Below are 23,687 nucleotides of genomic sequence, written 5' to 3'. Positions count from 1 at the left end.
TTAGCTACTGCTCTTCTTCCTTCTTCCGAATTGTTATAGTTTGCAAAGCTCCCCTCCTGTTTTAGGAGGGATTGGGGGTGGTAACGCATGAGGCAGACGATTGACCTAAACGCTCGACTATGATCTATGGTCTAACAACTATCAAGCAGCAACAAACAACTAAACTTACTCTTCGTGCAAGGCAGTGGCAGGAGCAATTTTGGCGGCTTGGCGGCTGGGGTAAGCGGCGCAGCCAGCAGCCAGGACGTAGATGATTACTACGGCTACTCCCAAGGCCGTCAGGTACACACTGGTTTGCACCTGAAAAACTTGCAATAAGGGGAACTGCGCCGCCACTACTATCCCGAACAAGACTCCAAAAGTAGCCAGTACCAACACCTCCCCGATAAACTGCCGGTAAACCTGGCCCGAAGCGGCCCCAATGGCCCGGCGTAAGCCAATTTCGGAGATGCGGCGATTAATATTGTACCACAACACGCCAAATAAACCCAGGGCCACGTTAATAATTAAAAAACCGCATACCACCGAGAAAACAATCAGCGGAATTAAAGCTACTTTATTATGCGAAGTGCGCATTTCGTTCATGGATTTAATTTCGAGGGTCCAGCCTTTGGCAATCTGGCTGGCTTGTTTGGTTAATTTTTCCTCGAAAGCACTGGTTACGCCGGGTTTTACCCGGATCAGTAAGGAATTAAAAAACACATTTGCCGAATCAGCCGGATTTTTTAAATTTTTGTATTCCAGATAGCCCGGGCTGTCTTCGGCGTAATCACCTTGCTGTTTATACGCTTCCATTACGCCCACAATCCGGGTTTTAGGATTCTTATTGTCGCCGCTTAAACCGGCTACTACTTTCCCGATTACCGGCTCATCTTTAAACAAAGCCTGGCGGAGCGCTTCGTTAATAACAACATTGCTGTAAGAAGAACTTTGATCCTGATCGTTAAACCAACGGCCTTCGGTTAAGCGCATTTGCATAACTTCAGGAAAATCTTCGTCGACCTGGTAAAAAGACGAAAGTACCGATTGGTTATTGTAGAAGAAGCCACCGTTCATGTTCTGCATGGTAAAAGGCGTGTTCACACTCGAAAATGCCACGGCTTCTACTTCGGGGTTAGATTTAATTTGCTGCTTTACCCGGCTTTGAATTTCTTTAATTTCCAGCGGCTTTTCCTGGTTCCAGCGCAGGGTCATCACCCAAACTTTGTCGTATTGAAAACCCAGAGGCTTGTTGTAATTATTCACGTAATAAAAAGCCAAACTCAACACTCCAAACAAAACTAAAAAGGAGAAGAAAATTTCGGTTATCATCAGGAAGTTACTTTTCTTCCGGTTCCAGATTAAGGTAAATAAATGGCGAATCATAATTGGCCTCCTTTCAGTGCCTCTACGGCTTGTAATTTTGACATTTTGTAAGCCGGAATGACTCCGGACAGTAAACCAAAAACTAAACTCAGTCCGATGCCGACGGCAAATACCCGCCAGTTTAGCGTTAACTGCGCATAAGGAATAATACCGCTGCTGCTGATGAGTTGCAGGGCCACGGCCGACAGTAAAAACCCCAGCAAACCGCCCAGCAAGGTTAAAAATATATTTTCTACCAGAAACTGCCCGATTAACATGCGTGAAGAAGCGCCAAAAGCTTTGCGCACTCCTATTTCCGAAGACCGTTCCAGAATGCGGCTTACGTTAATATTTACCAGATTAATAGTAGGCATCAGCATGAACAATAAAACAATCAGCGAAACTACTGCCACAAATTTACCCATGCCGGAATCGTCGCCGTACCGGCTCCCGAACAATTGCCGCACGACCACTCCTTCCAGAATTCCTTCGGCATAACTGCCGAAGCGATCGAAGTTTTGAGGATCGGGTACTTTTATTTGTTTTACAATGTGTTGATACTCCGCCTGAATTTTGGGTATATCAGATGATTTCCGGGCCAGGATAATGGCCATGTGTTCCCCGAATAAACTTATATCGCCTTTGTTAATATGAGAAGTGGATAGTGGTACCCACACGTTTGCGTAAGAGTTAAAACGCGAAATAGGCACATCTTCTACAACGCCGCAAACTTGGTACCGCACCCCATCCACGACAATGTATTTGCCCACGGCCGGCACATCCACGCCAAAATACTGGTCGCGGGTATAATCGGTAATGACGGCCAACTTATCAGCATTTTTTAAATTTTGTTGGTTAAAGGCCTTTCCTTCCAGAAAATTAAACTCCAGAATTTCCCAAAAATTAGCATCGGTGTATTTTAAATCCAGGGAAAGGCGCTTGTTGTTTACATAACTGTTTACTCCTTTAAAGGTGCTGCCGATGGCCACTTTTTCCGGCGTTTTCATGGGCATAACGTACCGCTGCAAGTAATAATAACTAGGCACCGAGTTCATCATGGAGCCTTTTGCCTCATTCGTCATTTTGTTGAAATTAATAAAAAGCGTGCGATCCATGCGGGTTTCGGGAGTATGGGAACCTGTTAAGTGGTCTACCATGGCGGTGGCTACCATCAGAATCATGAGCGTGAAACTGATACCAAACAGGCTGATGAAAGTAAAAAACTTGCGGCGAAGCAGTACTTTCCAGGCTATTTTTAAATAATTTTTTAACATAGATTTTGTCCATTGTCCATGGACGATAGTCCACGGAAGTTTTTAAAATTTTGAATGGCTAGATGGTTAAATGGCTTTGGCGGGCGTTAACTGATCTTCTTTAATTTAAGGCCGCCTTGCATGTTTACCAGCAAATACAATTGGCCATTTTCTTCCACGAATTCAATTTTTGCCGGCGTGCCTTTCATGTAAAATTTTGATTCTGTTTCGGGGGTAAACTCCGATTTTTCCTGGTCACCGGGAGCTAAGGCAAATAACTTGTCCTGCTCCACCGATATCGTTACCTGAAAATCTTTGTTTAACTCGTAAACGCCGGCGTATTTCTGTAAAGCATGTGTGGGAATTGCTGCTTCCTGATTGGGAAGAGAAGCCTTAGTTGTTTTAGTAGCAACTGTTTGACCGAAGCTGAAGAATAGCACTAGTACGAACAGTAAGAGAAGCTTTTTCATGGTTTTATTTTTTAATTTTTGGATTGTTAAAAGTTTAACTGCTGAATTGATAGATCTTTAAATTGTTAAATAATGGTATTACCGAAATGCTGGATGCATTTTAATTGATGGTTCAACAGGAAAAATTTAAAAATTTTAAATTTTCCAACCTTCAAACCTGCAACTTGCAACCTGTAACCTGCAACTAAAGAACCTGACTGCCGTCGAATAAACGAATGAGGCGTTCGGTTTTCTTGGCCATGAGTTCGTCGTGGGTAACCATTACAATGGTGGTGCCTTCTTCCTGGTTCAGGCGCAGCAGAATGTCCATGATTTCGTTGCCCATTACAGAGTCGAGGTTGCCGGTGGGTTCGTCGGCCAGAATAATTTCGGGCTGACCGGCTAAAGCCCGGGCAATGGCCACCCGCTGCCGCTGCCCACCCGACAACTGGTTGGGATAGTGGCTGGTGCGGGCGCTTAGCCCTACTTTGTGCAAGGCTTCAATAGCCCGTTTCCGGCGTTCCGAACCCGACATGCTCCGGTACAGAAGCGGCAACTCCACGTTATCCGTCACGGATAAATCGTTAATTAAATGGTAACTCTGGAAAACAAAACCAATTTTCTGGTTGCGTAAGCGCGCCAAAGCCTGATCCGAGAAAGACCGGACCGGGGAACCATCGATGGAAACGGTGCCGCGGGTGGGTTCGTCGAGTAGGCCCATAATGTTGAGCAAGGTACTTTTGCCGCAGCCCGAGGGGCCCATAATCGAGGCAAATTCGCCTTTCCGGATGCTGAGGTTGATGTTGTGCAGGGCTACTGTTTCAATGGTTTTGGTTTGGTAAACCTTTTCGATGCTGCTGAGGGTAATCATGCCTGGGGCTTCGGCTACCAAAGCATCGGTGGTAGCGAGCGGATTTAAATTCAAGTGGTTCATGGTTCTAGCGTTAACGGTATGTTTTTTTCGAAATCGTATAAAGTAAGGGTTCTTAAGTTGTAAAAAGCCGACCAAAAATCGCGTAAGGAGGAGATGTAAGCGCGCTTGGCCTGGTCTTTTTCGCCGAGGGCAATGTTTAAATCGGTAATGCTGATGCGGCCAATCACGTAGGTGGCTTTGGTTATATCGTAGCGGCTTTGGGCAATCTGGTCGGCTTCGGCGGTAATCGCCACGCGGGTTTTTAGCATTTCAAACTGGTTTACCTGCGTCCGGATATTTTGCTCAAATTCCAGTTGGTCTTGCTCCACCGCGTACTGGGTTAATTTTAAATTAGCCTGGGCCGTTTTCCGCAGCGACTTTTGTTTGCCGCCATCCATTATCGGCAGTTCAAAACCAATCCGTACTTGTTGCTGATTTTCGGGGTTACCGTAAGAATCTGCGAAGGTAGCCGCCTGGTTGGTTAAGCCAAAGGTGGCAAACATGGTGGCATTAAAACCGTTGGATTGCCGCGCTTCGGCCAGATTCCGCTCTGCTTGCAGCAAAGCCCGTTTAAAAGCCAGGGTTTCTTTCCGGTTTTGTTGCGCTTGTTCCAGGGCCTGGTTTTCGGTTACCTGTAAGCGGGGCAAATGGCCGGGTACTGCCAGCAATAATTGTTTGGTAGCCGGTTCGCCTAAGTAACTGTTCAGGGCCAGCGTGGCATTTTTTACGGCTAAGTCAGCTTCGGCCTGGGCTATCTGGGTGTTTAATAAACTCAGGCGCAGTTGCAACACGTCGTTTTTTGAAATTTTACCCAGTTTAAATTTTTCTTCGGCAATCCGGATAATGTCTTCGGTATTCGTGCGGTTTTTGGTGGCAATGCTTTGGTTTACCTGTTGCAGCAATAAATCGAAGTATAATTTGGTGATGTCCTGGGCAATTACCTCGCGGTCTTCCACAAATTTCTTCTGCGATTCGGCGTAGCGCAGGGGTTCAATTTTCCGGGCCCAGGCTAGTTTATTAAACCGGAATAAAGGCTGCGAAAAACCAATCAGGGCCGGGTTGCTGTTGTAGCGCGTGGCGCCCGCGTTAAAATCGTCGAAGCGCTGCAATTGGGAGTTTATAAATACTTGCCCCCCGGTTAAGCCTACGGATTGAGTAACCCCCAGATTAAGTTGGGAGTTGTTAAGGCTTACTTGTTTAAAATCGGTAGTACCATCGGGTTGGGTAACGGGGTTAATGCTGCGGCTAAAATCGGGTAAAGTACCAGCTAAACTCAAGGTAGGTTTATAATCGGCCAGGTAAGTGCGCCATTGCCAGTAACTGGTTTCGCGGCTGGTTTCGGCTTGCCGGAAAGTAAGCGAGTTTCGCTGGGCCTGAGCAATTACCTGCTCCAGGGTAACTACCTGGCTGGAATCCTGCGCCCAGGTAAATTGAAAACCCGGTAGCAGCAGCAAAAAGAGGAGGTATGTTTTCATCGTGTCGGCTGTTACGGGTATTAATCGTTGGTAATGTTAAACTCATCCAGATGCTGGAGTTCCTTGGTATCCGAGATAATAATTTCTTCGCCGGGCTTCACGCCTTGCAGCTCTACCCAATCAAAGTTGCTCAAGCCAATTTGCACCCTGCGGGCAATGGCTTTATCTCCTTTTATCACGAATACTTTCTGGTCGCGGGCACCGGTAAAGAAAGGACCGTTTTTCACCCGCGTGGCCTGGTTTTTAAAAGAAGTAATCACAAATACTTCTACCTTTAAGTTAGACCGCAATTCCGGATGATTTTTCTGGTCTAGCTGCACGAAGAACGTAACCAGGTTATTTTCGACGGCGGGCCGGATGGTCGCGATGGTTCCCTTCAGGTCGGTATCGTTCAGGCGCACCGTTACAGCTCCGCCGGGTTGTAACTGGCCGGCGTACGAATCGGCGATGGTGGCTTTTACTTTAAAGCTGCTTAAATCGGCAACCCGCACCAGAGCGTCGCCGGGATTTACCGTGCTGCCAATTTCTTCGTTTACAAAAGTGAGCACGCCGCTGATCGGCGATTTAATATCGGCCTGGTCGAGTTTGCGTTGCATTTCCTGCAGGTTGCGTTCCTGCATGCTCATTTCAAAGCCCACGTCTTTCAGGTCGGCGGCATTCGCTTGTTGTTGCTGTCGGATTTGTGCGGCCAGTTGGTCCGCTTCCAGTTGGGCTACTTTTAGGTTCATTTCGGCTTGCCGCACGTTTTCTTCGGTGCCGCCGCCAATGGAAAGCAAGTATTTTTCGTCGCTGAGGGCGGCTTGCAGGCGTTTTACCTGCATTTGCTTAATGTTGTACCGGGATTGCAGCTCGCTTACTTCTTTGGTCAGTTTTAATTGCAGTTTGCTGGTTTCGTTTTGGTTCAGTTGCTGCTCGTCCTGCAATTTCTGGAAAGCCAGTTTGATGTATTCTTTGTCGAGTTGCAGAATGGGTTGATTGGCGTTTATTTTTTCGCCGGCGTGGTGCAGCGCTGCTTCTAAACGGGCCTGAATGGGACTGGTAACCACCGCTTCGTTTTCGGGGACCAATACGCCTGTGGCGTTCAACGAAGCTTCGATGGGGCCTTGCGTCACTACCGAAGTACGTAAGCTGGAGCGATTCTCGGAAGTACGCAGGGCAAACCGGAAGGCCAGCAAACCCGTGGCTACCAACAATACGAGTCCGGCTAGTTTGCTGTAGTTTTTTAGTTTATTTTTCCGGAGCTTTTCCGGAGCAATTTCTCTGTCCATTTTTAGAAATGTTAACGACTTGCGTATTTATTTCCAAAGCAGATGCCAGGAAAGCTTGATTACTGATTATCAGTATTTTGCGTTTATTTACGCTTCTGAAATGTGTCCACGAATGGACAGCCTGTCCGGGATTGGATAAGTGGGGATTTTGTAAAATGAACAGATTGAAGGAATGGTTTTCGTTGGAGCCGGTTCTCGTCTCCAGGCGGCGGTGCTATCTAGCCTCACCCCCGGCCCCTCTCCGGGCGGAGAGGGGAGCTTTAAGTAGTCTAAGCTTCCTTTGCTCGTGTCTCGGATGCTGCACACCGGAACCTTAGAAGGCCCTCAATAGCCAAACTGGTGTCTTTGCTTTTAGCTGCTGTTTGATGAAGGGTTGAAAATTAAAATTTTAAAAATTGTAGTTGTTTTCTAATTGGTTTTCTTTTCTGGCGCAAGTCTTAGCAAAATGGGAATTCTGTAGGAAAAAAAATAACCAATGAAAGCTGATAGGATTTAAATTTAACCTGATTACTTTACCTCTTACAAAACTCAAGACATAAGCTTTATTCATTAATTGCAGAGTCTAATAAGCAATACAATATCAATATGTTATACTATAATTAATTTTCATTAATTTGTTTAATGAGGCTTTAATAATATCAATCAGGATTAATTATTAAAATTGAAGTAACCCGCAAAACAAACGTAAACTACATGAAAAGTATACTTAGCGTATCGTCCATTGCTTTTAGTTTTTGTATTCTTTCTCTCGTTTCCTGCCAAAAAGAAGACCAGCCGATTGCGGATGCGGAGCAAGACGCCAGACCGTTATTTATAGGAAATTACATTTGTGAAGTCACTAAGAAGAATTTTGAGATCGATGTTTTACTAAAAAGTTACCAGGACACTATCCAAATTGTAGAACAAGGAGAAAAGAACCTTGCCATCCGTAATACCCGGTATGTGCAATTACCGGAAGTAAAATTCTTAAATACTTACGATAACCCGCTATTTGTAAGTGAAGTCACCATTGTATCCCTTGATTACTATAAAAATCTGAACATTGTTTATGATCTGGATTCAGCCTTTTATGAATTTAAAAGTTTCTGAAAATTTTAAATTCTAATGCAGCTAAGCGGTCATTTGCTCCTTATAACGGAATAAGCATCTTGATCTTTTTTAATTTGATTTCATAAAAAAAGCGCATCCGGTAGATGCGCTTTTTTGTTTTTTTAAATTTTTGTATCTAAATCAAAGCCTTCCAGGTAATCAGCAACGCGTTTTACGAACATGCCGCCCAGGGAGCCATCTACCACGCGGTGGTCGTAGGAATGCGATAGGAACATGAAGTGGCGGATACCGATTAAGTCGCCTTGCGGGGTTTCGATTACCGCTGGTTTTTTCTTGATAGCGCCTACGGCCATAATTGCAACCTGCGGCTGCATGATAATGGGCGTACCCAACACGTTGCCAAAAGAACCCACGTTGGTTAAGGTATAAGTACCATCCGATAAATCGTCGGGGGTTAATTTGTTGATACGGGCACGGTTCGCTAAATCATTTACTTTTTTGGTAATGCCGTTCAGGTTCATCTGGTCGGCGTTTTTGATGACCGGCACAATTAAGTTACCGCTCGGCAAGGCTACGGCCATGCCAATGTTAATGTCGCGTTTCCGGACAATGCGGTCGCCATCTACGGAAATGTTAATCATCGGAAAATCCTTGATGGCTTTGGCTACGGCTTCGATAAAAATGGGCGTGAAAGTCAGGTTTTCGCCTTCGCGTTTTTGGTAGGCATCTTTCATCTTGTTGCGCCACATCACAATATTGGTCACGTCAGCTTCCACGAAAGAAGTAACGTGCGGGGCAATGCGTTTGCTATCTACCATGCGTTGCGCAATCATTTTGCGCATGCGGTCCATCTCGATGATTTCTACGTTACCGCTCACCGATACGGCTGGTTGCGCGGCAATAGTTGGTTTCGGCGCCGGTTGTGCTGTTTCTTGCGCTGGCGTTGAAACCGGAGCGGTTATTTCAACCGGAGTAGCGGCTTCGGGAGCAGCAGCTGCCTTATTATCCTGGGTTTCGTGCCGGTGTTCCAGGTATTCCAGGATATCTTTTTTGGTTACCCGGCCTTCGTTGCCCGTACCCGGAATTTGCTCCAGTTCGGCCATGCTGATGTTTTCTTCCCGGGCAATGTTCATTACCAGGGGCGAGTAAAAACGGCCTTCAAATACTTGTTTGGCTTTAACTAGGCTTGGGGCAGATGCCGCTTCAACCGGGGCAGCAACCGCTACTGTTGGATTACTAACGGCATTTAACGTAGCCGCTGGTTCCGGATCACTAATGGTTGAGGCAGCGGCGGGTTCACTTGTGGGCACCGTACCATCGCCGGTAGTATCAATCAAAGCAATAGCCTGGCCTACCGGAATAACATCGCCTTCGTTCGCTAAAATCTTAGATAAAATTCCTCCCTGAATGGCGGGCACTTCGGTGTCTACTTTATCGGTGGCTACTTCCAGTACCGACTCATCTTCTTCGATGCGATCGCCGACTTGTTTTAACCAACGTAGTACCGTTCCTTCCATGATACTTTCGCCCATTTTGGGCATTACCATTTCTACCAGTGCCATATTTTTAGATTGGAGTGTTGCGCTATTAAAAGCAATGTAAGACTGATTTTTCGGTATTTATTTCGGGATAAGCCCACTACAAATGGTTTAATGAGCCGTGTCGAAATAACAAAATTTAAAAAAATAGGCCTTTTTGCCGGTCAAAGTTAGAAAAAATTACCCGATTCGAAATGCTTCCGGTAAACTTTGCCGCACCAGGTTCAGCACGTTCATGGTGGTGTATTCGATATTTAATTCGCGGGTACGGTTAAAATTTAGTTTTTTGGCAATGGTTTGGTGCGCATCAGCGTAAGCAATCCAAATGGTGCCAACGGGCTTTTCCGGGGTGCCGCCGGTTGGTCCGGCTATGCCGCTGGTAGCAATGCCAATATCGGTTTTTAAAAGCTGCCGTACGTTTTGCGCCATCTCACTTACTGTTTCTTCGCTTACGGCGCCAAAAGTTTCCAGAGTAGTTTCGGATACCCCTAACTGTTCGGCTTTTACAGCGTTGTCGTAGGCCACTATACCACCTTTAAAGTACGCCGACGAACCCGAGATGCTGGTTAGTTTTTGCGCCACCATCCCACCCGTGCAGCTTTCGGCGGTAGCAATGGTCAGGTAATGTTTTTTTAATAAATTACCAATGGCTTCGGGTAAGCTTACTTCGCCGTAAGCAAAAATATACTCTGGAATAATGGTGCTTAGTTTATCTACTTCGGCCTGCATCTCGGTTTCCAAATCGCCGGTACCGGTATCCAGACCGGTTAACCGTAATCTTACACTGCCTAGTTTGGGCAAATACGCCAGTTTAATATGCGGCGGCAACTGATCTTCCCAAGCAGCTATTTTTTCGGCCAGAAACGATTCGCCAATGCCAATGGTCATGACTACTTTGTGATTAATTTTGGGCATGCCAAAATGCTGCTGCAAACGGGGCAGTACAATATCAGTCATCATGGTTTTCATTTCGAAAGGCACCCCCGGCATCGACACCATAATTTTACCATCCACGTGAAACCACATGCCCGGCGCGGTTCCCATAATGTTGCGCACGGGTTGGCAATTTGCGGGTAAAAAAGCTTGCTGCCGGTTCAGTTCGGTTACTTCCCGACCGTATTTTTAAAAATTTCGGTTACATCGGCCAGCGATTGTTCGTCGAGTTTTAAGCCCACGTTAAAGTATTTCGCCAGCGTGGTTTTGGTTAAATCATCTTTGGTAGGTCCTAAGCCGCCGGTAATTAAAATAACGTCAGCGCGGGTGCGGGCGGCATCCAGAGCCTGCACAATATGCGTTGGGTCGTCGGATACGGAGGTAATTTGTTTTACTTTAATGCCTATTTTCCCTAGTTCCGCGCCCATAAACGCTGAATTAGTGTCTACTACCTGGCCGTATAAAATTTCGTCGCCGATGGTAATTATTTCGGCCAATACAATGTTAGGGGTTTGGTTCGATTTCTGCATTTAATGGGTAGATTGAGCTTTAATGTAATGTTACTATGAATCTTCGCATGAAAACTACTTCCGTATACCTTTTGTTATTTTTCGCCTTTTTTTCTTTTAACTGCTCCGGCCAATTAATTAAACTCCCGAGTTCTGGTCAGATTAACAATGCTTTAAATAAAAAAAAACCGCTTACTTCGGATGAAGTAGCCGGTGGTTTAAAAGAAGCTTTAACGCAAGGTATTGCCAAAGGCGCTACCCAGGCTTCGCAAAAAGACGGTTATTTTGGTAATCAGTTAATACGCATTCCGTTTCCGGAAGATGTTAAACGCGTAGAATCTACTTTACGCAGCGTGGGCTTGGGCAGCCAGGTAGATAAATTTGTGTTGTCGCTGAACCGGGCCGCCGAAGATGCCGCCCAAACCGCCAAACCTATTTTTCTGGGGGCTATCCGGAAATTAACGTTTAAAGACGTCTGGAATATTTTAACCGGCGAAAAAGACGCGGCTACGCAATTTCTGCGTCGTACCACCTCCGAGGAGTTATACCGCGCTTTTGCCCCGCACATTCAGAAATCATTGGATAAAACCTACGCCACCAAGTATTACTCCGACGTGATGAACGCCTACAATGCCATTCCGTTAACGCAGAAAGTAAACCCGAACCTGAACGATTACGCGACTAAAAAAGCGATGGACGGTTTGTTTTTACTCGTAGCCCAGGAAGAAGCCAATATCCGGGAAAACCCCGTTGCCCGTACCACGGATTTATTAAAACGCGTATTCTCCAAACAAGCTAAATCGTAGAGCGATCTTAATTTTTTAAATTTTTGCCGCAAAACCTCCTGTACTCGGGAGGTTTTTGTTTTAAGCAAATTTTAAATTCTATTTCATTTTTAAAATACTATTTATTCGGGCACAAATCTTAGGGTAAAGAGATTTTTACAGTTCTTCTGACCAGTTCTGAGTACTGAAAAACCAATCAGTTCTGGCTATTTTACAGTGCTATTTTCGTGTGCAAGCAACCTTTACCTGACTTCGTTTTAATTGTTATAAATACGGAAAGAAGCGGCATAACTAACTATTCTGGATAGAAATACATCTTTCAAAACAACTTACCATCGGGCAATCGGGTAAAATTAATTTAGATTTAGTTAAACCGGTTGTATCATGGCAAAAAATAAACTACCGTATTACCCGCTCGAAAATACCCAAAGTCTGGATGTGTTACTGGATGCTATCGGCGATGCCCGCTTTGTTTTACTAGGCAAAGCGTCGCACGGCACTTCCGAATATTATACCTGGCGCACGGCCATCTCGCGACGTTTGATAACCGAGAAAAATTTTAATTTTATTGCCGTAGAAGGCGACTGGCCGGATTGTTACCTGGTAAACCGGTTTATAAAGGGCTACCCCGAGGCGGGTACAAGCGTACACGATGTTTTAAAAAATTTTACCCGCTGGCCCACCTGGATGTGGGGTAACTGGGAAGTAGCTGCTCTGGTAGAATGGCTGCGCGAACACAATCAAAATCAACTTATTGATAAAAAAGCCGGGTTTTACGGCCTGGATGTTTATAGCCTCTGGGATTCGCTGGAGCAAATTGTGCAGTACCTGGAGCAAAATGATGGCACTACCGTGGAAGCCGCCAAAAAAGCGTTTCGCTGTTTTGGACCCTTCGGCGACGATCCGCAGGCTTACGCCGAAGCCATTGCTTTTGTAGATAAAGGCTGCGAAAACGAAGTATTGGAAATACTGCAAAAAATCAGCGCCAACGCCCCGCAATTTTCCAGCGACCGGGAAGCTAATTTTGGTGCCGAGCAAAATGCCCTGGTAGCCGTAAATGCCGAGAAATATTACCGCGCCATGATCCGGAGCGGCGGCAGTTCCTGGAACGTGCGCGACCGCCACATGATGCAAACCCTGAATCGCCTGATGACCTTACACGGTCCGGATGCCAAAGCCATAATTTGGGAACACAACACACACATTGGCGATGCGCGCGCCACCAATATGGCCCGCAGCGGCATGGTTAACATCGGGCAGTTAGTCCGGGAAGAACACGGCCGGGAAAATGCGTTTCTGGTAGGTTTCGGTTCGTACTGGGGTACGGCAATGGCCGGCCGGCAATGGGGCGCCGCCATGCAAAAAATGGAAGTACCGCGGGCTAAACCCAAAAGTTGGGAAGCGCACCTGCATCACGCGGGTCCCGGCGACAAATTACTGTTCAGTGAAGAATTGCGGGAACTGGAAGAATTACAAAAACCCATTGGTCATCGGGCTATTGGGGTGGTATATAACCCCGAGTTCGAAGCTTTCGGCAATTACGTTCCTTCCCGCCTGCCGGAGCGCTACGATGCTTTCTTGTTTATTGATGAAACAGAAGCGGTATATCCCCTGCACAATTACCGCGATGCGCATCAGCCACCGGAACTATACCCTTGGGGAACCTAGCCGAGGCTATTTTTTTAAAATTTTTTTAATTTAAGGAGTTCTCGGAATGGTATCTACCCGGGGAATGATTTCCTGCGGCCTAACTTCGTTGGGGGTTAAAGCCGGTTTATCGGTGCCGTTATCCTCAATGTTGCGTTTGCGGTTTACTTCACTGGCGCGGTTATTCAGGTTAGGTTTAGGCAACTGATTGGGATTACCACCCGCACTGTTATTGTAAATTTGCTGACGCTGCTCATCCGTTTGGATCGTAGCTGGTTGCGTCACTACTTCAATCGGCTCCTCGGTACTTTCGCTGGTTTCGCGCGCCGAACTGCAAGCGGCCAACCAGCAACCTACTACCCCACATAAAGCCATCTGAAAAACTATTCTGATCCAACTAGGGCCTAATTGGGTTTGGTTACTGGTGGTGCTTGCCATAAAAATTATTGATTGTCCTGCAAAGTATTATAACCCAGCGGCGTTAAACGTAAACCCGAAGCATCCGGCGTAGCGTGTGCTTCTTTCATTAAATGGTACTCGGCCTCGCGTTGCACGTCTTTAAAATGATTGTGCTCGTCGTGTTCTTCCAGGTATGGGATCAGTTGCTCGTAGGTTAATACATCGTTGGCCTGAATCTTAAAATGCCGGAATGCCTGCATAATCAGGTTCGTAGTATTCTCAATATTATTGGTAGGGGAAGTTAGATTTTCCATTTTTTACATTCACATTTGTTCTGACTTGGATGTACGCGCACGGGATAGGAATTGTTATTTAGCCGATAGTCGATGGTCCTCAGAAATGTTTGACAGGATAATAAGGAAAGGTACTCGTATATTCTGCTGTACAAGTAATAAAAAAAAACACCTGCTGTTAACAGGTGCTTTCGTTGCTTCTAACTATATAATTTTTTAAAATCCATCCAACAAATCAACCAATAAACCTCCGTCCACTAGTGACCATCGACTGATCTACTTTTTCTCGAAAGCCAACGAAACTGAATTAAGACAGTAGCGCAAGCCGGTTGGTTTGGGACCATCGTCGAACACGTGGCCTAAGTGACCATCGCAACGGTTACACAATACTTCCGTGCGAATCATACCATCGCTCATGTCGCGCTTTTCTTTTACATTTTTGTTATTCAACGGTTTGTAGAAACTAGGCCAGCCGGTACCGGAATCAAACTTGGTTTCGGAAGAAAACAATTCCAGACCGCAGGCGGCGCATTTGTAAATGCCGTGGTCTACGTTATGATCGTATTTTCCACTGAAAGCCCGTTCGGTGCCTTTTTCACGCATTACGTAATATTGTTCCGGCGTTAGAATGGCTTTCCATTCGGCATTGGATTTTTTAATTTTAGCGGGCTGTCCGGCTTTATTTAAACTATTCACTTTTTGGGTGGGTACCGGTGCCTGTCCAGACTCAGCGGTAGTTTCGCCGGCGGGGGCTTTTTCGGTATGTTGGGCGCACGCTGTTACCGAGAGTAAAAGCGCCGCAATGCCATATAAAACAACTTTCATTTTACAATTTTTTAAATTTTTAATTTTAAGCAGGTTACGGAAGCTTTTGTTTTAAAAATACTTTTTGCCTTCCACTCTCCGTCCTATTTTAGTATTTAGGTGGTTACACTATTATACGCAAATAATTGGCCTTTCGGATTGATCTAAACTCTATTACCAGGAACCTGGTAAATTATCCTTTTGTTAATTAGAAACTTAAAAGCCGGCAACCTTCATTATTCATTTAAAAATCCGTACCTTTGCGGCTTCAATAAAATTACCGATGCAAAGTATTAGAAATATCGCGATTATCGCGCACGTTGACCACGGCAAAACCACGCTCGTCGACAAAATTATTCATGCCTCTAAAATATTTGACGCCCACCAGCATTTCGACGACCTGATTCTGGACAATAACGATCTGGAACGCGAACGTGGTATTACCATTGTTTCTAAAAACGTGTCGGTGCGTTATAAAGATGTAAAAATTAACATTATCGATACCCCGGGTCACGCCGACTTTGGCGGGGAAGTGGAACGCGTTCTAAAAATGGCCGATGGCGTATTGCTGCTGGTGGATGCTTTTGAAGGCGCGATGCCTCAAACCCGATTTGTATTAAGCAAAGCGATTCAGTTGGGTTTAAAACCGATTGTGGTGGTAAACAAGGTAGATAAAGAAAACTGCCGCCCCGACGAAGTACACGAACAGGTATTTGATTTAATGTTTAACCTGGATGCTACCGAAGACCAGTTAGACTTTGTAACCCTGTATGGTTCTTCGAAACAAGGCTGGATGAGCCGCGATTGGCGCGAAAAAACTGACAATATCATACCGTTGTTCGATGCCATTATCGAAGTGATTCCGCCGGCCCCTACCCGCGAAGGTACGCCGCAAATGCAGATTACGTCGTTGGATTATTCTTCGTTTGTGGGCCGGATTGCCATTGGGCGGGTTCACCGCGGTACTTTAAATGAAGGTGCCAACATGAGCTTGTGCAAGCGCGATGGCAGCATTAAAAAAGTAAAAATTAAAGAACTGCAGGTTTTCGAAGGCCTAGGTAAAGTAAAAGTAGAGTCGGTTTCTTCCGGCGAAATCTGCGCTATTACCGGCATCGAAGGTTTTGACATTGGCGATACTTTGGCTGACTTTGAAAATCCGGAACCATTGGAGCGCATTTCCATTGACGAGCCTACCATGAACATGTTGTTTACCATTAACAACTCGCCGTTCTTTGGAAAAGAAGGTAAATTTGTTACTTCGCGCCACTTACGCGACCGCTTATTTAAAGAAACGGAGAAAAACCTGGCTTTGCGGGTAGAAGAAACGGATAAAGAAGATACCTTCCTGGTTTATGGCCGCGGTATTCTGCACTTGTCGGTTTTAATTGAAACCATGCGCCGCGAAGGTTATGAATTACAGGTAGGCCAGCCGCAGGTATTATTTAAAGATATTGACGATCAGCGCCACGAACCGATTGAGCACTTGGTAGTAGACGTACCAGAAGAATCGTCGGGTAAAGTAATTGAGCTGGTAACCCAACGTAAAGGCGAATTAACCATTATGGAGCCGAAAGGCGACTTGCAGCATTTGGAATTTAACATTCCGGCGCGCGGATTAATTGGTTTACGGAATAACGTTTTAACTGCTACGGCTGGTGAGGCTATTATGAACCACCGTTTCCAGAGCTACGAGCCTTACAAAGGTACCATTCCGGGCCGCATCAACGGTTCTTTAATCGCCATGGAAAACGGACCAGGTACGGCTTATTCCATTGATAAACTACAGGATCGGGGTGTATTTTTTGTGGAGCCCGGCGAAGATGTGTACATGGGCCAGGTAATTGGCGAGCACAGCCGCGGCAACGACTTAACCGTGAACATTCAGAAAGGTAAGCAGTTAACCAACATGCGGGCTTCCGGTTCGGATAACAACGTACGCATTGTACCTAAAATCCAGTTTTCCTTGGAAGAAGCCATGGAATACATCCAGAAAGATGAGTACCTCGAAGTAACGCCCAAGAGCATCCGGATGCGAAAAATTTACCTTGACGAAAACGACCGGAAACGGTACGAGCGGAAAGAAGATTGATTTTTTTAAATTTTTAGTAAAAAAGGGTGGTTCCGAAAGAGCCACCCTTTTTTGTTTTGCTGAAAAGCTCTTACTACGTAACTTTTATCAAGCATTAGTAGCGTTTTCTCCGGCTAATCTTTAGAGTCGGTTCCCGTCTCTAGTCATTGGTGCTACCTAGTTTCACAAGGCTGAGTTTGCCTCCTGGCCGGCGGGCCCCGTTTGGCTCTTCCGCCCTCGCTAGCCTTCCTTTCCTCGACTCCGTCTGCGGAATGCCTGCGGCACCGGAACCCTAGCAGGTGCTCCACAGCCAAACTGATGTCAGATTCTCTTAGCTACGGCTTTCTTGGTGGAACCGGTATTTGGAAGTGTAGAGCAATTAAATGGATGTTACTCAAGTATTTTCATAATATCAAGTAAAAGGACAAATTAGGAAACCTTTTTCTGTCATTCAGGAGGAATCTATTTAGTTACTTAGCCAAATGGGTTCTCCCTGAAGGACATTCACATAAAGTTAGAATTTACTTCAACCTAATTTTGTCCATATACTTTATTTAATAAGGGATTGAAGCGTTAGCTAAACGCAACTGACACCAGTTTGGCTGTGGAGGGCCTTCTAAGGTTCCGGTGCGCAGCATTCCGCAGTGGAGCGAGGAAAGAGAGCTTAGACCAGCCCGGAAGAGCCAAACGAGGCCCGCCGGCCACGAGGCAAACTTGAACTTTCGAACTGGTTAGCACCAGCACATGGAGGCTTGAAAAGGCTCCAAAGAACAGAGTTAGAAAAATATCTTCTTCCTATTTATTTTTAAAATTCATGCTTGTTTAAGCGAGATTTTTTAAATTTTTGTATAGGCGCTAACCACAAGTTTAGGTTTAATCCCTTTCAACCTTTATTTTGCGCCAATCTAACCGGCAATACAATCTATTTTCCTCGTAAAGTTAAATTCTGGTAAAAACTTCAGAATTGCTTCAAAGTCTTGAGCCACATTTATAAAACTTTATTTGCCTAACGCTACCCTTACCTTATGATTCTATTTTTTACTTTGATTAGAAAAAATTGCTGGCTGTTATTGCTGCTGGTGGCTGGTCAAGCATTAGCCCAAGGCTCACCCGATGGATCTTTTTTTGTGCGGGGCACCGTGCAGGATGGTCAAAAAGCACCCGTGCCGTTTAGCAGTGTCGGCTTGTACCGGTCCGCAGATTCCAGTTTGGTGACCGGTATGTCGGCGGATGAAGCGGGTAAATTTGCTTTAGCTACGAAGCCCGGCACTTATTATGTAAAAATCAGCATGGTTTCTTACCGCGAACGAATTATGCCGAATGTGCGGGTAGTAGCGCAGGATGTAGATTTGGGTGCATTAATTATTAAAACCAGCGCCGAAATGCTGCAGGAAGTAGTGGTACAAGGCGAACGGAGCCAGATGGAGTTAAGCTTAGATAAAAAAGTATTTAACGTCGGGAAAGATTTAGCCAACCAGGGCGGAACCGCCGCCGATATTTTAAATAACGTACCCTCCGTGGCGGTAGATGGCGACGGTAACGTGAGTTTACGAGGTAGCGGCAGCGTCCGGATTTTGATCGATGGCAAACCTTCGGGTTTAGTAAGTTTTAAAGGCGGGAGCGGTTTGCAGCAACTCCAGGGCAGCAGCATTGAACGCGTCGAAGTCATTACCAATCCCTCGGCCCGCTACGAAGCCGAAGGCATGGGCGGTATTATTAACATTGTGCTTAAAAAAGAACGCAAAGAAGGCATTAACGGCTCCTTCGATGTAATTACCGGTAACCCCGATAATTTCGGGATTGGGGCGAACGTAAACTACCGCCGCAAAAATTTAAATTTTTTCGTGAATTACACCGCGTCCTACCGCAACGCTCCCGGTCGCGGCTCCTTGTACCAGGAAGTGTACCGCAACGACTCCACGTTTATTACCCGCCAACGTTCCGAAAGCAAGCTAAAAGGCTTAAACAACAGTGCCCGGGCGGGATTGGATTACTTTTTCAATCCGAAGAATGTATTAACGGCTGCTTATACCTACCGCCTCAGCAAAGGCAAACGTTTCTCGGATATTGAATACCTGGATTATCTGTCGAATACCACTAATCTACAAAGTATCACCAATCGTACCCAGGACGAAACCGAAACGGAGCCCAACTCGGAATACGCCTTGAGTTACAAAAAAAGTTTTACCCGCGAAGGACACGAGCTAAACGTGGATTTACGCTTTCTGGATAACTGGGAAAAATCAGATCAGTACTACGGGCAGCAAACCTTTAACCCCGATGGCAATACCTTCAACGGGCCGTACATCCTGCAACGCTCACTCAACGATGAAACCGAAAAACAATTATTAGCTCAGATTGATTACGTACAGCCTTTCGGCAAAGACGGGAAACTGGAAGCCGGTTTGCGCAGCAGTTCCCGCGACATGACCAACAATTACTCTTTAACCGAGCAAATTGCCGATGGCCCCTGGAATCCGCTGGATAGTTTAACCAACAACTTTTTGTACGAAGAAAATATTCATGCGCTGTACGGCATTGTGGGCAATAAATCGGGTAAGTTTACCTACCAGGCCGGTTTACGGGCCGAGTGGACTGGCGTAACGACTACCCTCAAAAAAACCAACGAAGTAAACGACCGCAGCTATGCCAACCTGTTTCCGAGCGTGCACCTTACCTACGATTTACCCAAACAACACGCCCTGCAATTAAGTTATAGCCGCCGGGTACGCCGCCCACAATACAACGATTTAAGTCCGTTTATGACATTTAGCGATAACCGTAACTTTTTCAGCGGTAACCCCGATCTAAACCCTGAGTTTACGGATGCGTACGAGTTGGGCCATATTAAGTACTTCGACAAAGGCTCGGTTAGTTCCTCCATCTACTACCGGTATACCATCGATAAAATTTTGCGTATTCGGCGGGTAGATGCGCAAGGTTACTCCAGTACCTTGCCCGAAAACCTGGCTACGGAAGATTCATATGGAGCCGAGTTTGCCTTATCGTATAATCCTTTCGACTGGTGGAAAATAGACGGTAGCTTTAACTTTTTCCGGGCCATGATTGATGGTAAAAATTTAAGCGAAGATTTCCAAAGCGATACATACAGCTGGTTCGTCCGGAAAACCTCGCGGTTCACGCTCTGGAAAAACACGGATTTTCAGTTGCGCGGTAATTACCAGGCGCCGCAGCAAATGCCCCAAGGCAAACAAAAAGGCATTGCGGCATTAGATTTAGCTTTAAGCCGCGATATTTTAAAAAATAACGGCACCCTTACGCTCAATGTAATCGATGTTTTTAACTCCCGCCGGTTCCGGTCTACTTTTGAAGGCGATAATTTCTACACGGAAAGCAATTCGCAAGGGCGTTTACGGCAAGTTAATTTAACGCTTAACTACCGGCTGCACCAAGCTAAGAAGGTAGGCAAAGGACCTTTAGAGGGGGAGAACTAAGTTTTTTTAAATTTTTAGGCTTTTAATAGCTTTTTAAATAATACCAGCGACGAATAAAAAAGGTAGCAATCAGGCTACCTTTTTTTATTTTAGATTCTATTAGAACTGTAACAACCCTAATTTGAGTGATTTGTACTCAGGATCGATTTAGCAAATTCTATTTCTTCCGGCAAAATAGTGTGTGGCCGCCGCGGATAAATTTTAGAAATTATTTTAGCGCCTTTTTCTTCCATAATTTTTATGGTTTCGTTTACGCGGCTTACGGGTACGTGCGGATCGGGGTCGCCGGTAGTTATTAGAACCGGGGTGCCGGCAAAGTCACCAGTATAACGGCTGGTATTTATTTCCTGCCCGATTAAACCGCCCGTAAAAATGATTAACCCGCCGTAGCGCTGCGCATTTCGGGTCGCAAACTCGGCCGTTAAGCAAGCGCCCTGCGAGAAACCTAATAAATAAATATTTTCACTTTTGACTCCTTGAGCCAGAATACTATCAAGGAGTTCCTGCAATATCTCTATTGCGGAATCTAAAGCTGGTTGGTTTTGCACTTCCGGGGCCATAAAACTGTAAGGGTACCAACTGTTATTAGTGGCTTGCGGGGCAAACAACGAAAAATCTGCTACGTCCAAGTGCTCGCTTAAAGTTAAAATACTCTCGGCGGAAGCGCCCCGGCCATGAATAAAGAGGATAGCTTTATTAGTTTCTTCGATTGGCTTACCAGCGGTAATATATTTTTTTTGATGGGTATACATATTCGTTAAATTTCAAAAACAGGCAACTGTTGCGTGTTTGCGTTTAAGTATAGGTATTTTTTTAAAATTTCGTCCGGTTAATTACGATAGTAGCCTAAACCCACTTGTCCAGAATGTTTTTAGTTCCTGGTACTCAAAATTTATTGTTAAATTAATTTGGATTGATTCTAAATAACTGTTTGCTTTGCATCAATTTAGAATTAATCTTAATAAACACAATCATACATTCTATGACCCACTCGTATCTACCTACTAAGCTCCTATTATGTATATTCTCTCTTTCTCTTGCCACTATCAACCCTTTCGTTACTTCTGCGCAGAACTTTGCACTTGCTACTGAAAATATAGCGAGTGGTGGTATTAAAGGATTAGTGCGTTCTACTGATGGTAACCCGGTAGGATTCGTGAATATTTATATAAAAGGCAGTAATAAAGGGGCGGTATCATCAGAAGATGGCAAATTTCACATTAAAAATTTAAAAGAAGGCGAATACACGCTGGTTGCTACTTTTATTGGTTTAGAGGCTCAGGAAATCCAGATTGCGGTTACCAACAACGAAACTAGTTCTGCGGAGTTTACCTTACCTAAAAGCTCGCAGCAATTAACCGAAGTAATGGTTACCGCTACCCGGAGCAAAAACAAAACACCCGTAACGATGGGCAAAATTGCCATCGCGCCCCTGGATTTACCCCAAAGCGTTACCATTGTAAACAGCCAGGTAATCGCCGACCAGCAAGCTTCTAAATTAAGCGATGTTATTAAAAACGTAAACGGCGTTAGTTTAGGCACTACCCGCGGTACTACTTCCGAAACTTTTTTTGCCCGTGGTTATAACTTAGGCGCTAACAATATTATGCGCAACGGAGCCCGGGTAAACAGCGGCGCTATTCCGGAAGCCAGTACTTTAGAAAAAGTAGAAGTTTTGAAAGGCAGCGCGGCTTTACTTTACGGCAACGTAAGCGGTGGCGCGGTAATCAACATGGTTACCAAACAGCCTAAATTTGAATACGGCGGCGAAGTATCGCTCCGGGCCGGTAGCTATAATTTATGGAAGCCCATTGTGGATGTATACGGTCCGATTTCTAAAAACCTGGCCTTCCGGATAATTGGTACTTACGAAACGGCGGAGAGTTACCGCAAGAATGTAGAATCTAAACGGCTTTACGTAAACCCTTCTTTACTTTATAAATTAGGGGCTAAAACCGAAATTTTAGTACAGGGCGATTATTTAAAAGCTGATTTAACCCCGGATTTTGGCATTGGAACATTAGATAGCAAGATTCCTACATCTATTTCTCGCTCCAGTTTTTATAACGCGCCTTGGGCTTATAACGAAATAGAACAACGTACGGCTTCCGTTAATATCAACCACCAAATTAACAACTCCTGGAAGTTGAGCGTAATGGGCTCGAACCAAGTGTTTGATCGTGATTATTTCTCTACGGAACGGATTCAAGCGCTGGCTAACGGAGATTGGGGCCGTAAACTAACCCGCTCCAAAATAGCCGAAGACTACTATACCGGCCAGGTTAATTTAACCGGTAGCTTTAACACGGGAGCTTTGGAACACAAATTATTAGTGGGTACCGATGCCGAAAGATATTTAAATACCTCCAACACTTTTAACATAGCTTCCTTGGGTAAAGATGGCGTATACGATACTATTAATATCCTCAACCCAACTAAGTTTGTAGCCCGCACGGATGAGCCGCTGGCTACTAATACTACCCGCACCGAAACGCCTACTTACCGTTTTGGATCTTACGTGCAGGACTTAATCAAAATTTCAGAGAAATTTAAAATATTAGCTGGTTTGCGTTGGTCGTATCAGAAAACAGTGGCTGCTAAAACTTACGATGTAGCTACCGATGCGCAAACCCCTAACGCTACGGCCGCTGATCGTTACGACCGGGCTTTCTCGCCTCGGGTAGGTATCGTTTACCAGCCGGTTTCTAACACGGCCTTCTTTGCCAGCTATTCTAACAACTTTACGCCTAATACCGGCAGAGATATTTTCAACGAAAACCTGGCTCCTTCTATAATTGATCAATATGAAGTAGGCATTAAGAACGACTTTTTCAACGATAAACTTTCGGCCAACTTTACTTTGTACCGCATCATTAATAATAATTTAGCCCAGCAAGCCCAATACTTGGCCGACGGCGTTACCATTAACACCGATGCAAACATTAAAGAATTAACCGGCCAAACTACCAGCGATGGGGCCGAAATTGATTTAAGTGGTAACCTTACCCAAGGATTAAACTTTTTAGCAGGTTATAGCTATAACTTCATGCGCTATACTCAAACTTCCGGTGAAAATGGCAGCTATAAAGAAGGAGAACGCTTAGTTAGTAATCCGGCGCACACTGCCAATGCTACTTTATTCTACACGCTTCCAACTTCGGCGTTAAAAGGCCTAAAAGTAGGCATATCCGGCTTTTATACCGGAGAACGGAATGCTGGTTGGAATACAACACACGTAGTAACACCCAAGCCTGATGGAACAGTAGAAAGAACTCTAAATTATCGTTTAGTTCCGGTAACCGGATTTACTACCTTGGATTTAAGCTTAGGATACAACATCAAGCAGTTCTCTATATTGGGTAAAATATCCAACATTACGAATGAACTGAATTACTATGTACACGAAAATTACAGCGTGAACCCGATTCCACCGCGTCAGTTTGTGACTACTGTATCTTTTCGGTTTTAATTAAAAAATTTAAAAATATTGTCAACAGCCAAGCC

General features: G+C 45.1%; 19 protein-coding genes. 6 read left to right on the top strand and 13 right to left on the bottom strand.

Annotation, left to right across the window (positions count from 1 at the left end):
* Positions 1 to 165: 165 nt before the first annotated feature.
* From AHMF7616_RS24890 to AHMF7616_RS24865, 6 genes are all read right to left on the bottom strand, one after another.
* The gene (locus AHMF7616_RS24890; RefSeq protein WP_115375347.1) at positions 166 to 1,365 is read right to left on the bottom strand and encodes an ABC transporter permease; all 1,200 of its coding nucleotides are present in this window, start codon (positions 1,363 to 1,365) and stop codon (positions 166 to 168) included.
* On the bottom strand, positions 1,362 to 2,618 hold the full coding sequence (locus AHMF7616_RS24885; RefSeq protein ID WP_115375346.1) for an ABC transporter permease: 1,257 nt from the start codon (positions 2,616 to 2,618) through the stop codon (positions 1,362 to 1,364). The genes AHMF7616_RS24890 and AHMF7616_RS24885 overlap by 4 nt, the downstream gene beginning before the upstream one ends.
* Before the next feature lie 86 nt (positions 2,619 to 2,704).
* Positions 2,705 to 3,067, bottom strand: a complete 363-nt coding sequence (locus AHMF7616_RS24880; RefSeq protein WP_115375345.1) for a DUF3471 domain-containing protein — start codon at positions 3,065 to 3,067, stop codon at positions 2,705 to 2,707.
* 184 nt (positions 3,068 to 3,251) lie between these two features.
* On the bottom strand, positions 3,252 to 3,917 hold the full coding sequence (locus tag AHMF7616_RS24875) for an ABC transporter ATP-binding protein (RefSeq protein ID WP_115375771.1): 666 nt from the start codon (positions 3,915 to 3,917) through the stop codon (positions 3,252 to 3,254).
* Positions 3,918 to 3,976: 59 nt separating this feature from the next.
* Positions 3,977 to 5,434, bottom strand: coding sequence for a TolC family protein (locus tag AHMF7616_RS24870; RefSeq protein ID WP_233507743.1), 1,458 nt, complete (start codon positions 5,432 to 5,434; stop codon positions 3,977 to 3,979).
* A 20-nt stretch (positions 5,435 to 5,454) separates the two neighbouring features.
* A complete protein-coding gene (locus tag AHMF7616_RS24865) occupies positions 5,455 to 6,702 on the bottom strand; it encodes an efflux RND transporter periplasmic adaptor subunit (RefSeq protein WP_115375344.1) in 1,248 nt (415 codons plus the stop codon).
* Positions 6,703 to 7,395: 693 nt separating this feature from the next.
* On the opposite strand from AHMF7616_RS24865, the gene AHMF7616_RS24860 reads away from it, so the two are divergent.
* On the top strand, positions 7,396 to 7,791 hold the full coding sequence (locus AHMF7616_RS24860; protein ID WP_115375343.1) for a hypothetical protein: 396 nt from the start codon (positions 7,396 to 7,398) through the stop codon (positions 7,789 to 7,791).
* A 122-nt stretch (positions 7,792 to 7,913) separates the two neighbouring features.
* Here AHMF7616_RS24860 and AHMF7616_RS24855 read toward each other — a convergent pair whose 3' ends face one another.
* The 3 genes from AHMF7616_RS24855 to AHMF7616_RS27860 form a co-directional block, all read right to left on the bottom strand.
* Positions 7,914 to 9,314 (bottom strand): dihydrolipoamide acetyltransferase family protein, encoded by a 1,401-nt coding sequence (locus AHMF7616_RS24855; protein ID WP_115375342.1) that lies wholly within the window; start codon positions 9,312 to 9,314, stop codon positions 7,914 to 7,916.
* Between the two features lie 156 nt (positions 9,315 to 9,470).
* Positions 9,471 to 10,346 carry a nicotinamide-nucleotide amidohydrolase family protein gene (locus AHMF7616_RS24850; protein ID WP_317047633.1) on the bottom strand — a complete coding sequence of 292 codons (876 nt, stop codon included), beginning with the start codon at positions 10,344 to 10,346 and terminating at the stop codon, positions 9,471 to 9,473.
* A 47-nt stretch (positions 10,347 to 10,393) separates the two neighbouring features.
* Positions 10,394 to 10,753 (bottom strand): competence/damage-inducible protein A, encoded by a 360-nt coding sequence (locus AHMF7616_RS27860; RefSeq protein WP_317047632.1) that lies wholly within the window; start codon positions 10,751 to 10,753, stop codon positions 10,394 to 10,396.
* A 47-nt stretch (positions 10,754 to 10,800) separates the two neighbouring features.
* Here AHMF7616_RS27860 and AHMF7616_RS24845 point away from each other — a divergent pair, with 47 nt between their 5' ends.
* Positions 10,801 to 11,538 (top strand): DUF4197 domain-containing protein, encoded by a 738-nt coding sequence (locus AHMF7616_RS24845; RefSeq protein ID WP_115375341.1) that lies wholly within the window; start codon positions 10,801 to 10,803, stop codon positions 11,536 to 11,538.
* 363 nt (positions 11,539 to 11,901) lie between these two features.
* A complete protein-coding gene (locus AHMF7616_RS24840) occupies positions 11,902 to 13,185 on the top strand; it encodes an erythromycin esterase family protein (protein WP_115375340.1) in 1,284 nt (427 codons plus the stop codon).
* Positions 13,186 to 13,215: 30 nt separating this feature from the next.
* Here AHMF7616_RS24840 and AHMF7616_RS24835 read toward each other — a convergent pair whose 3' ends face one another.
* The 3 genes from AHMF7616_RS24835 to msrB all read right to left on the bottom strand — a co-directional run bounded on the left by AHMF7616_RS24835 (position 13,216) and on the right by msrB (position 14,681).
* The gene (locus AHMF7616_RS24835; RefSeq protein WP_115375339.1) at positions 13,216 to 13,602 is read right to left on the bottom strand and encodes a hypothetical protein; all 387 of its coding nucleotides are present in this window, start codon (positions 13,600 to 13,602) and stop codon (positions 13,216 to 13,218) included.
* A 5-nt stretch (positions 13,603 to 13,607) separates the two neighbouring features.
* The gene (locus tag AHMF7616_RS24830; RefSeq protein WP_115375338.1) at positions 13,608 to 13,877 is read right to left on the bottom strand and encodes a hypothetical protein; all 270 of its coding nucleotides are present in this window, start codon (positions 13,875 to 13,877) and stop codon (positions 13,608 to 13,610) included.
* Positions 13,878 to 14,132: 255 nt separating this feature from the next.
* Complete coding sequence (gene msrB, locus AHMF7616_RS24825; protein ID WP_115375337.1) at positions 14,133 to 14,681, bottom strand: peptide-methionine (R)-S-oxide reductase MsrB; 549 nt, start codon at positions 14,679 to 14,681, stop codon at positions 14,133 to 14,135.
* Positions 14,682 to 14,943: 262 nt separating this feature from the next.
* Here msrB and typA point away from each other — a divergent pair, with 262 nt between their 5' ends.
* On the top strand, positions 14,944 to 16,749 hold the full coding sequence (gene typA, locus AHMF7616_RS24820; RefSeq protein WP_115375336.1) for a translational GTPase TypA: 1,806 nt from the start codon (positions 14,944 to 14,946) through the stop codon (positions 16,747 to 16,749).
* A gap of 1,004 nt (positions 16,750 to 17,753) precedes the next feature.
* Positions 17,754 to 20,183, top strand: a complete 2,430-nt coding sequence (locus AHMF7616_RS24815) for a TonB-dependent receptor (RefSeq protein WP_115375335.1) — start codon at positions 17,754 to 17,756, stop codon at positions 20,181 to 20,183.
* A 116-nt stretch (positions 20,184 to 20,299) separates the two neighbouring features.
* Here the strand turns inward: AHMF7616_RS24815 and AHMF7616_RS24810 are convergent, their stop codons facing one another.
* The gene (locus tag AHMF7616_RS24810; RefSeq protein ID WP_115375334.1) at positions 20,300 to 20,935 is read right to left on the bottom strand and encodes an alpha/beta hydrolase; all 636 of its coding nucleotides are present in this window, start codon (positions 20,933 to 20,935) and stop codon (positions 20,300 to 20,302) included.
* Positions 20,936 to 21,165: 230 nt separating this feature from the next.
* Here AHMF7616_RS24810 and AHMF7616_RS24805 point away from each other — a divergent pair, with 230 nt between their 5' ends.
* Positions 21,166 to 23,652 carry a TonB-dependent receptor gene (locus tag AHMF7616_RS24805; protein ID WP_115375333.1) on the top strand — a complete coding sequence of 829 codons (2,487 nt, stop codon included), beginning with the start codon at positions 21,166 to 21,168 and terminating at the stop codon, positions 23,650 to 23,652.
* Positions 23,653 to 23,687: the final 35 nt, after the last annotated feature.

Origin of the sequence: Adhaeribacter pallidiroseus, assembly GCF_003340495.1 — a bacterium.
Classification (GTDB): domain Bacteria; phylum Bacteroidota; class Bacteroidia; order Cytophagales; family Hymenobacteraceae; genus Adhaeribacter; species Adhaeribacter pallidiroseus.
Note: the sequence above shows the minus strand (reverse complement) of the source record. Positions and strands in the feature narration are given on the sequence as shown.

Coding starts and splice junctions, on each gene's coding strand:
- AHMF7616_RS24830 (WP_115375338.1), bottom strand. CDS start 13,877: ATGGAAAATCTAACTTCCCCTACCAATAATATTGAGAATACTACGAAC.
- AHMF7616_RS24870 (WP_233507743.1), bottom strand. CDS start 5,434: ATGAAAACATACCTCCTCTTTTTGCTGCTGCTACCGGGTTTTCAATTT.
- AHMF7616_RS27860 (WP_317047632.1), bottom strand. CDS start 10,753: ATGCAGAAATCGAACCAAACCCCTAACATTGTATTGGCCGAAATAATT.
- AHMF7616_RS24885 (WP_115375346.1), bottom strand. CDS start 2,618: ATGTTAAAAAATTATTTAAAAATAGCCTGGAAAGTACTGCTTCGCCGC.
- AHMF7616_RS24865 (WP_115375344.1), bottom strand. CDS start 6,702: ATGGACAGAGAAATTGCTCCGGAAAAGCTCCGGAAAAATAAACTAAAA.
- AHMF7616_RS24890 (WP_115375347.1), bottom strand. CDS start 1,365: ATGATTCGCCATTTATTTACCTTAATCTGGAACCGGAAGAAAAGTAAC.
- AHMF7616_RS24835 (WP_115375339.1), bottom strand. CDS start 13,602: ATGGCAAGCACCACCAGTAACCAAACCCAATTAGGCCCTAGTTGGATC.
- AHMF7616_RS24805 (WP_115375333.1), top strand. CDS start 21,166: ATGACCCACTCGTATCTACCTACTAAGCTCCTATTATGTATATTCTCT.
- AHMF7616_RS24880 (WP_115375345.1), bottom strand. CDS start 3,067: ATGAAAAAGCTTCTCTTACTGTTCGTACTAGTGCTATTCTTCAGCTTC.
- AHMF7616_RS24860 (WP_115375343.1), top strand. CDS start 7,396: ATGAAAAGTATACTTAGCGTATCGTCCATTGCTTTTAGTTTTTGTATT.
- AHMF7616_RS24840 (WP_115375340.1), top strand. CDS start 11,902: ATGGCAAAAAATAAACTACCGTATTACCCGCTCGAAAATACCCAAAGT.
- AHMF7616_RS24815 (WP_115375335.1), top strand. CDS start 17,754: ATGATTCTATTTTTTACTTTGATTAGAAAAAATTGCTGGCTGTTATTG.
- typA (WP_115375336.1), top strand. CDS start 14,944: ATGCAAAGTATTAGAAATATCGCGATTATCGCGCACGTTGACCACGGC.
- AHMF7616_RS24875 (WP_115375771.1), bottom strand. CDS start 3,917: ATGATTACCCTCAGCAGCATCGAAAAGGTTTACCAAACCAAAACCATT.
- AHMF7616_RS24855 (WP_115375342.1), bottom strand. CDS start 9,314: ATGGCACTGGTAGAAATGGTAATGCCCAAAATGGGCGAAAGTATCATG.
- msrB (WP_115375337.1), bottom strand. CDS start 14,681: ATGAAAGTTGTTTTATATGGCATTGCGGCGCTTTTACTCTCGGTAACA.
- AHMF7616_RS24810 (WP_115375334.1), bottom strand. CDS start 20,935: ATGTATACCCATCAAAAAAAATATATTACCGCTGGTAAGCCAATCGAA.
- AHMF7616_RS24845 (WP_115375341.1), top strand. CDS start 10,801: ATGAAAACTACTTCCGTATACCTTTTGTTATTTTTCGCCTTTTTTTCT.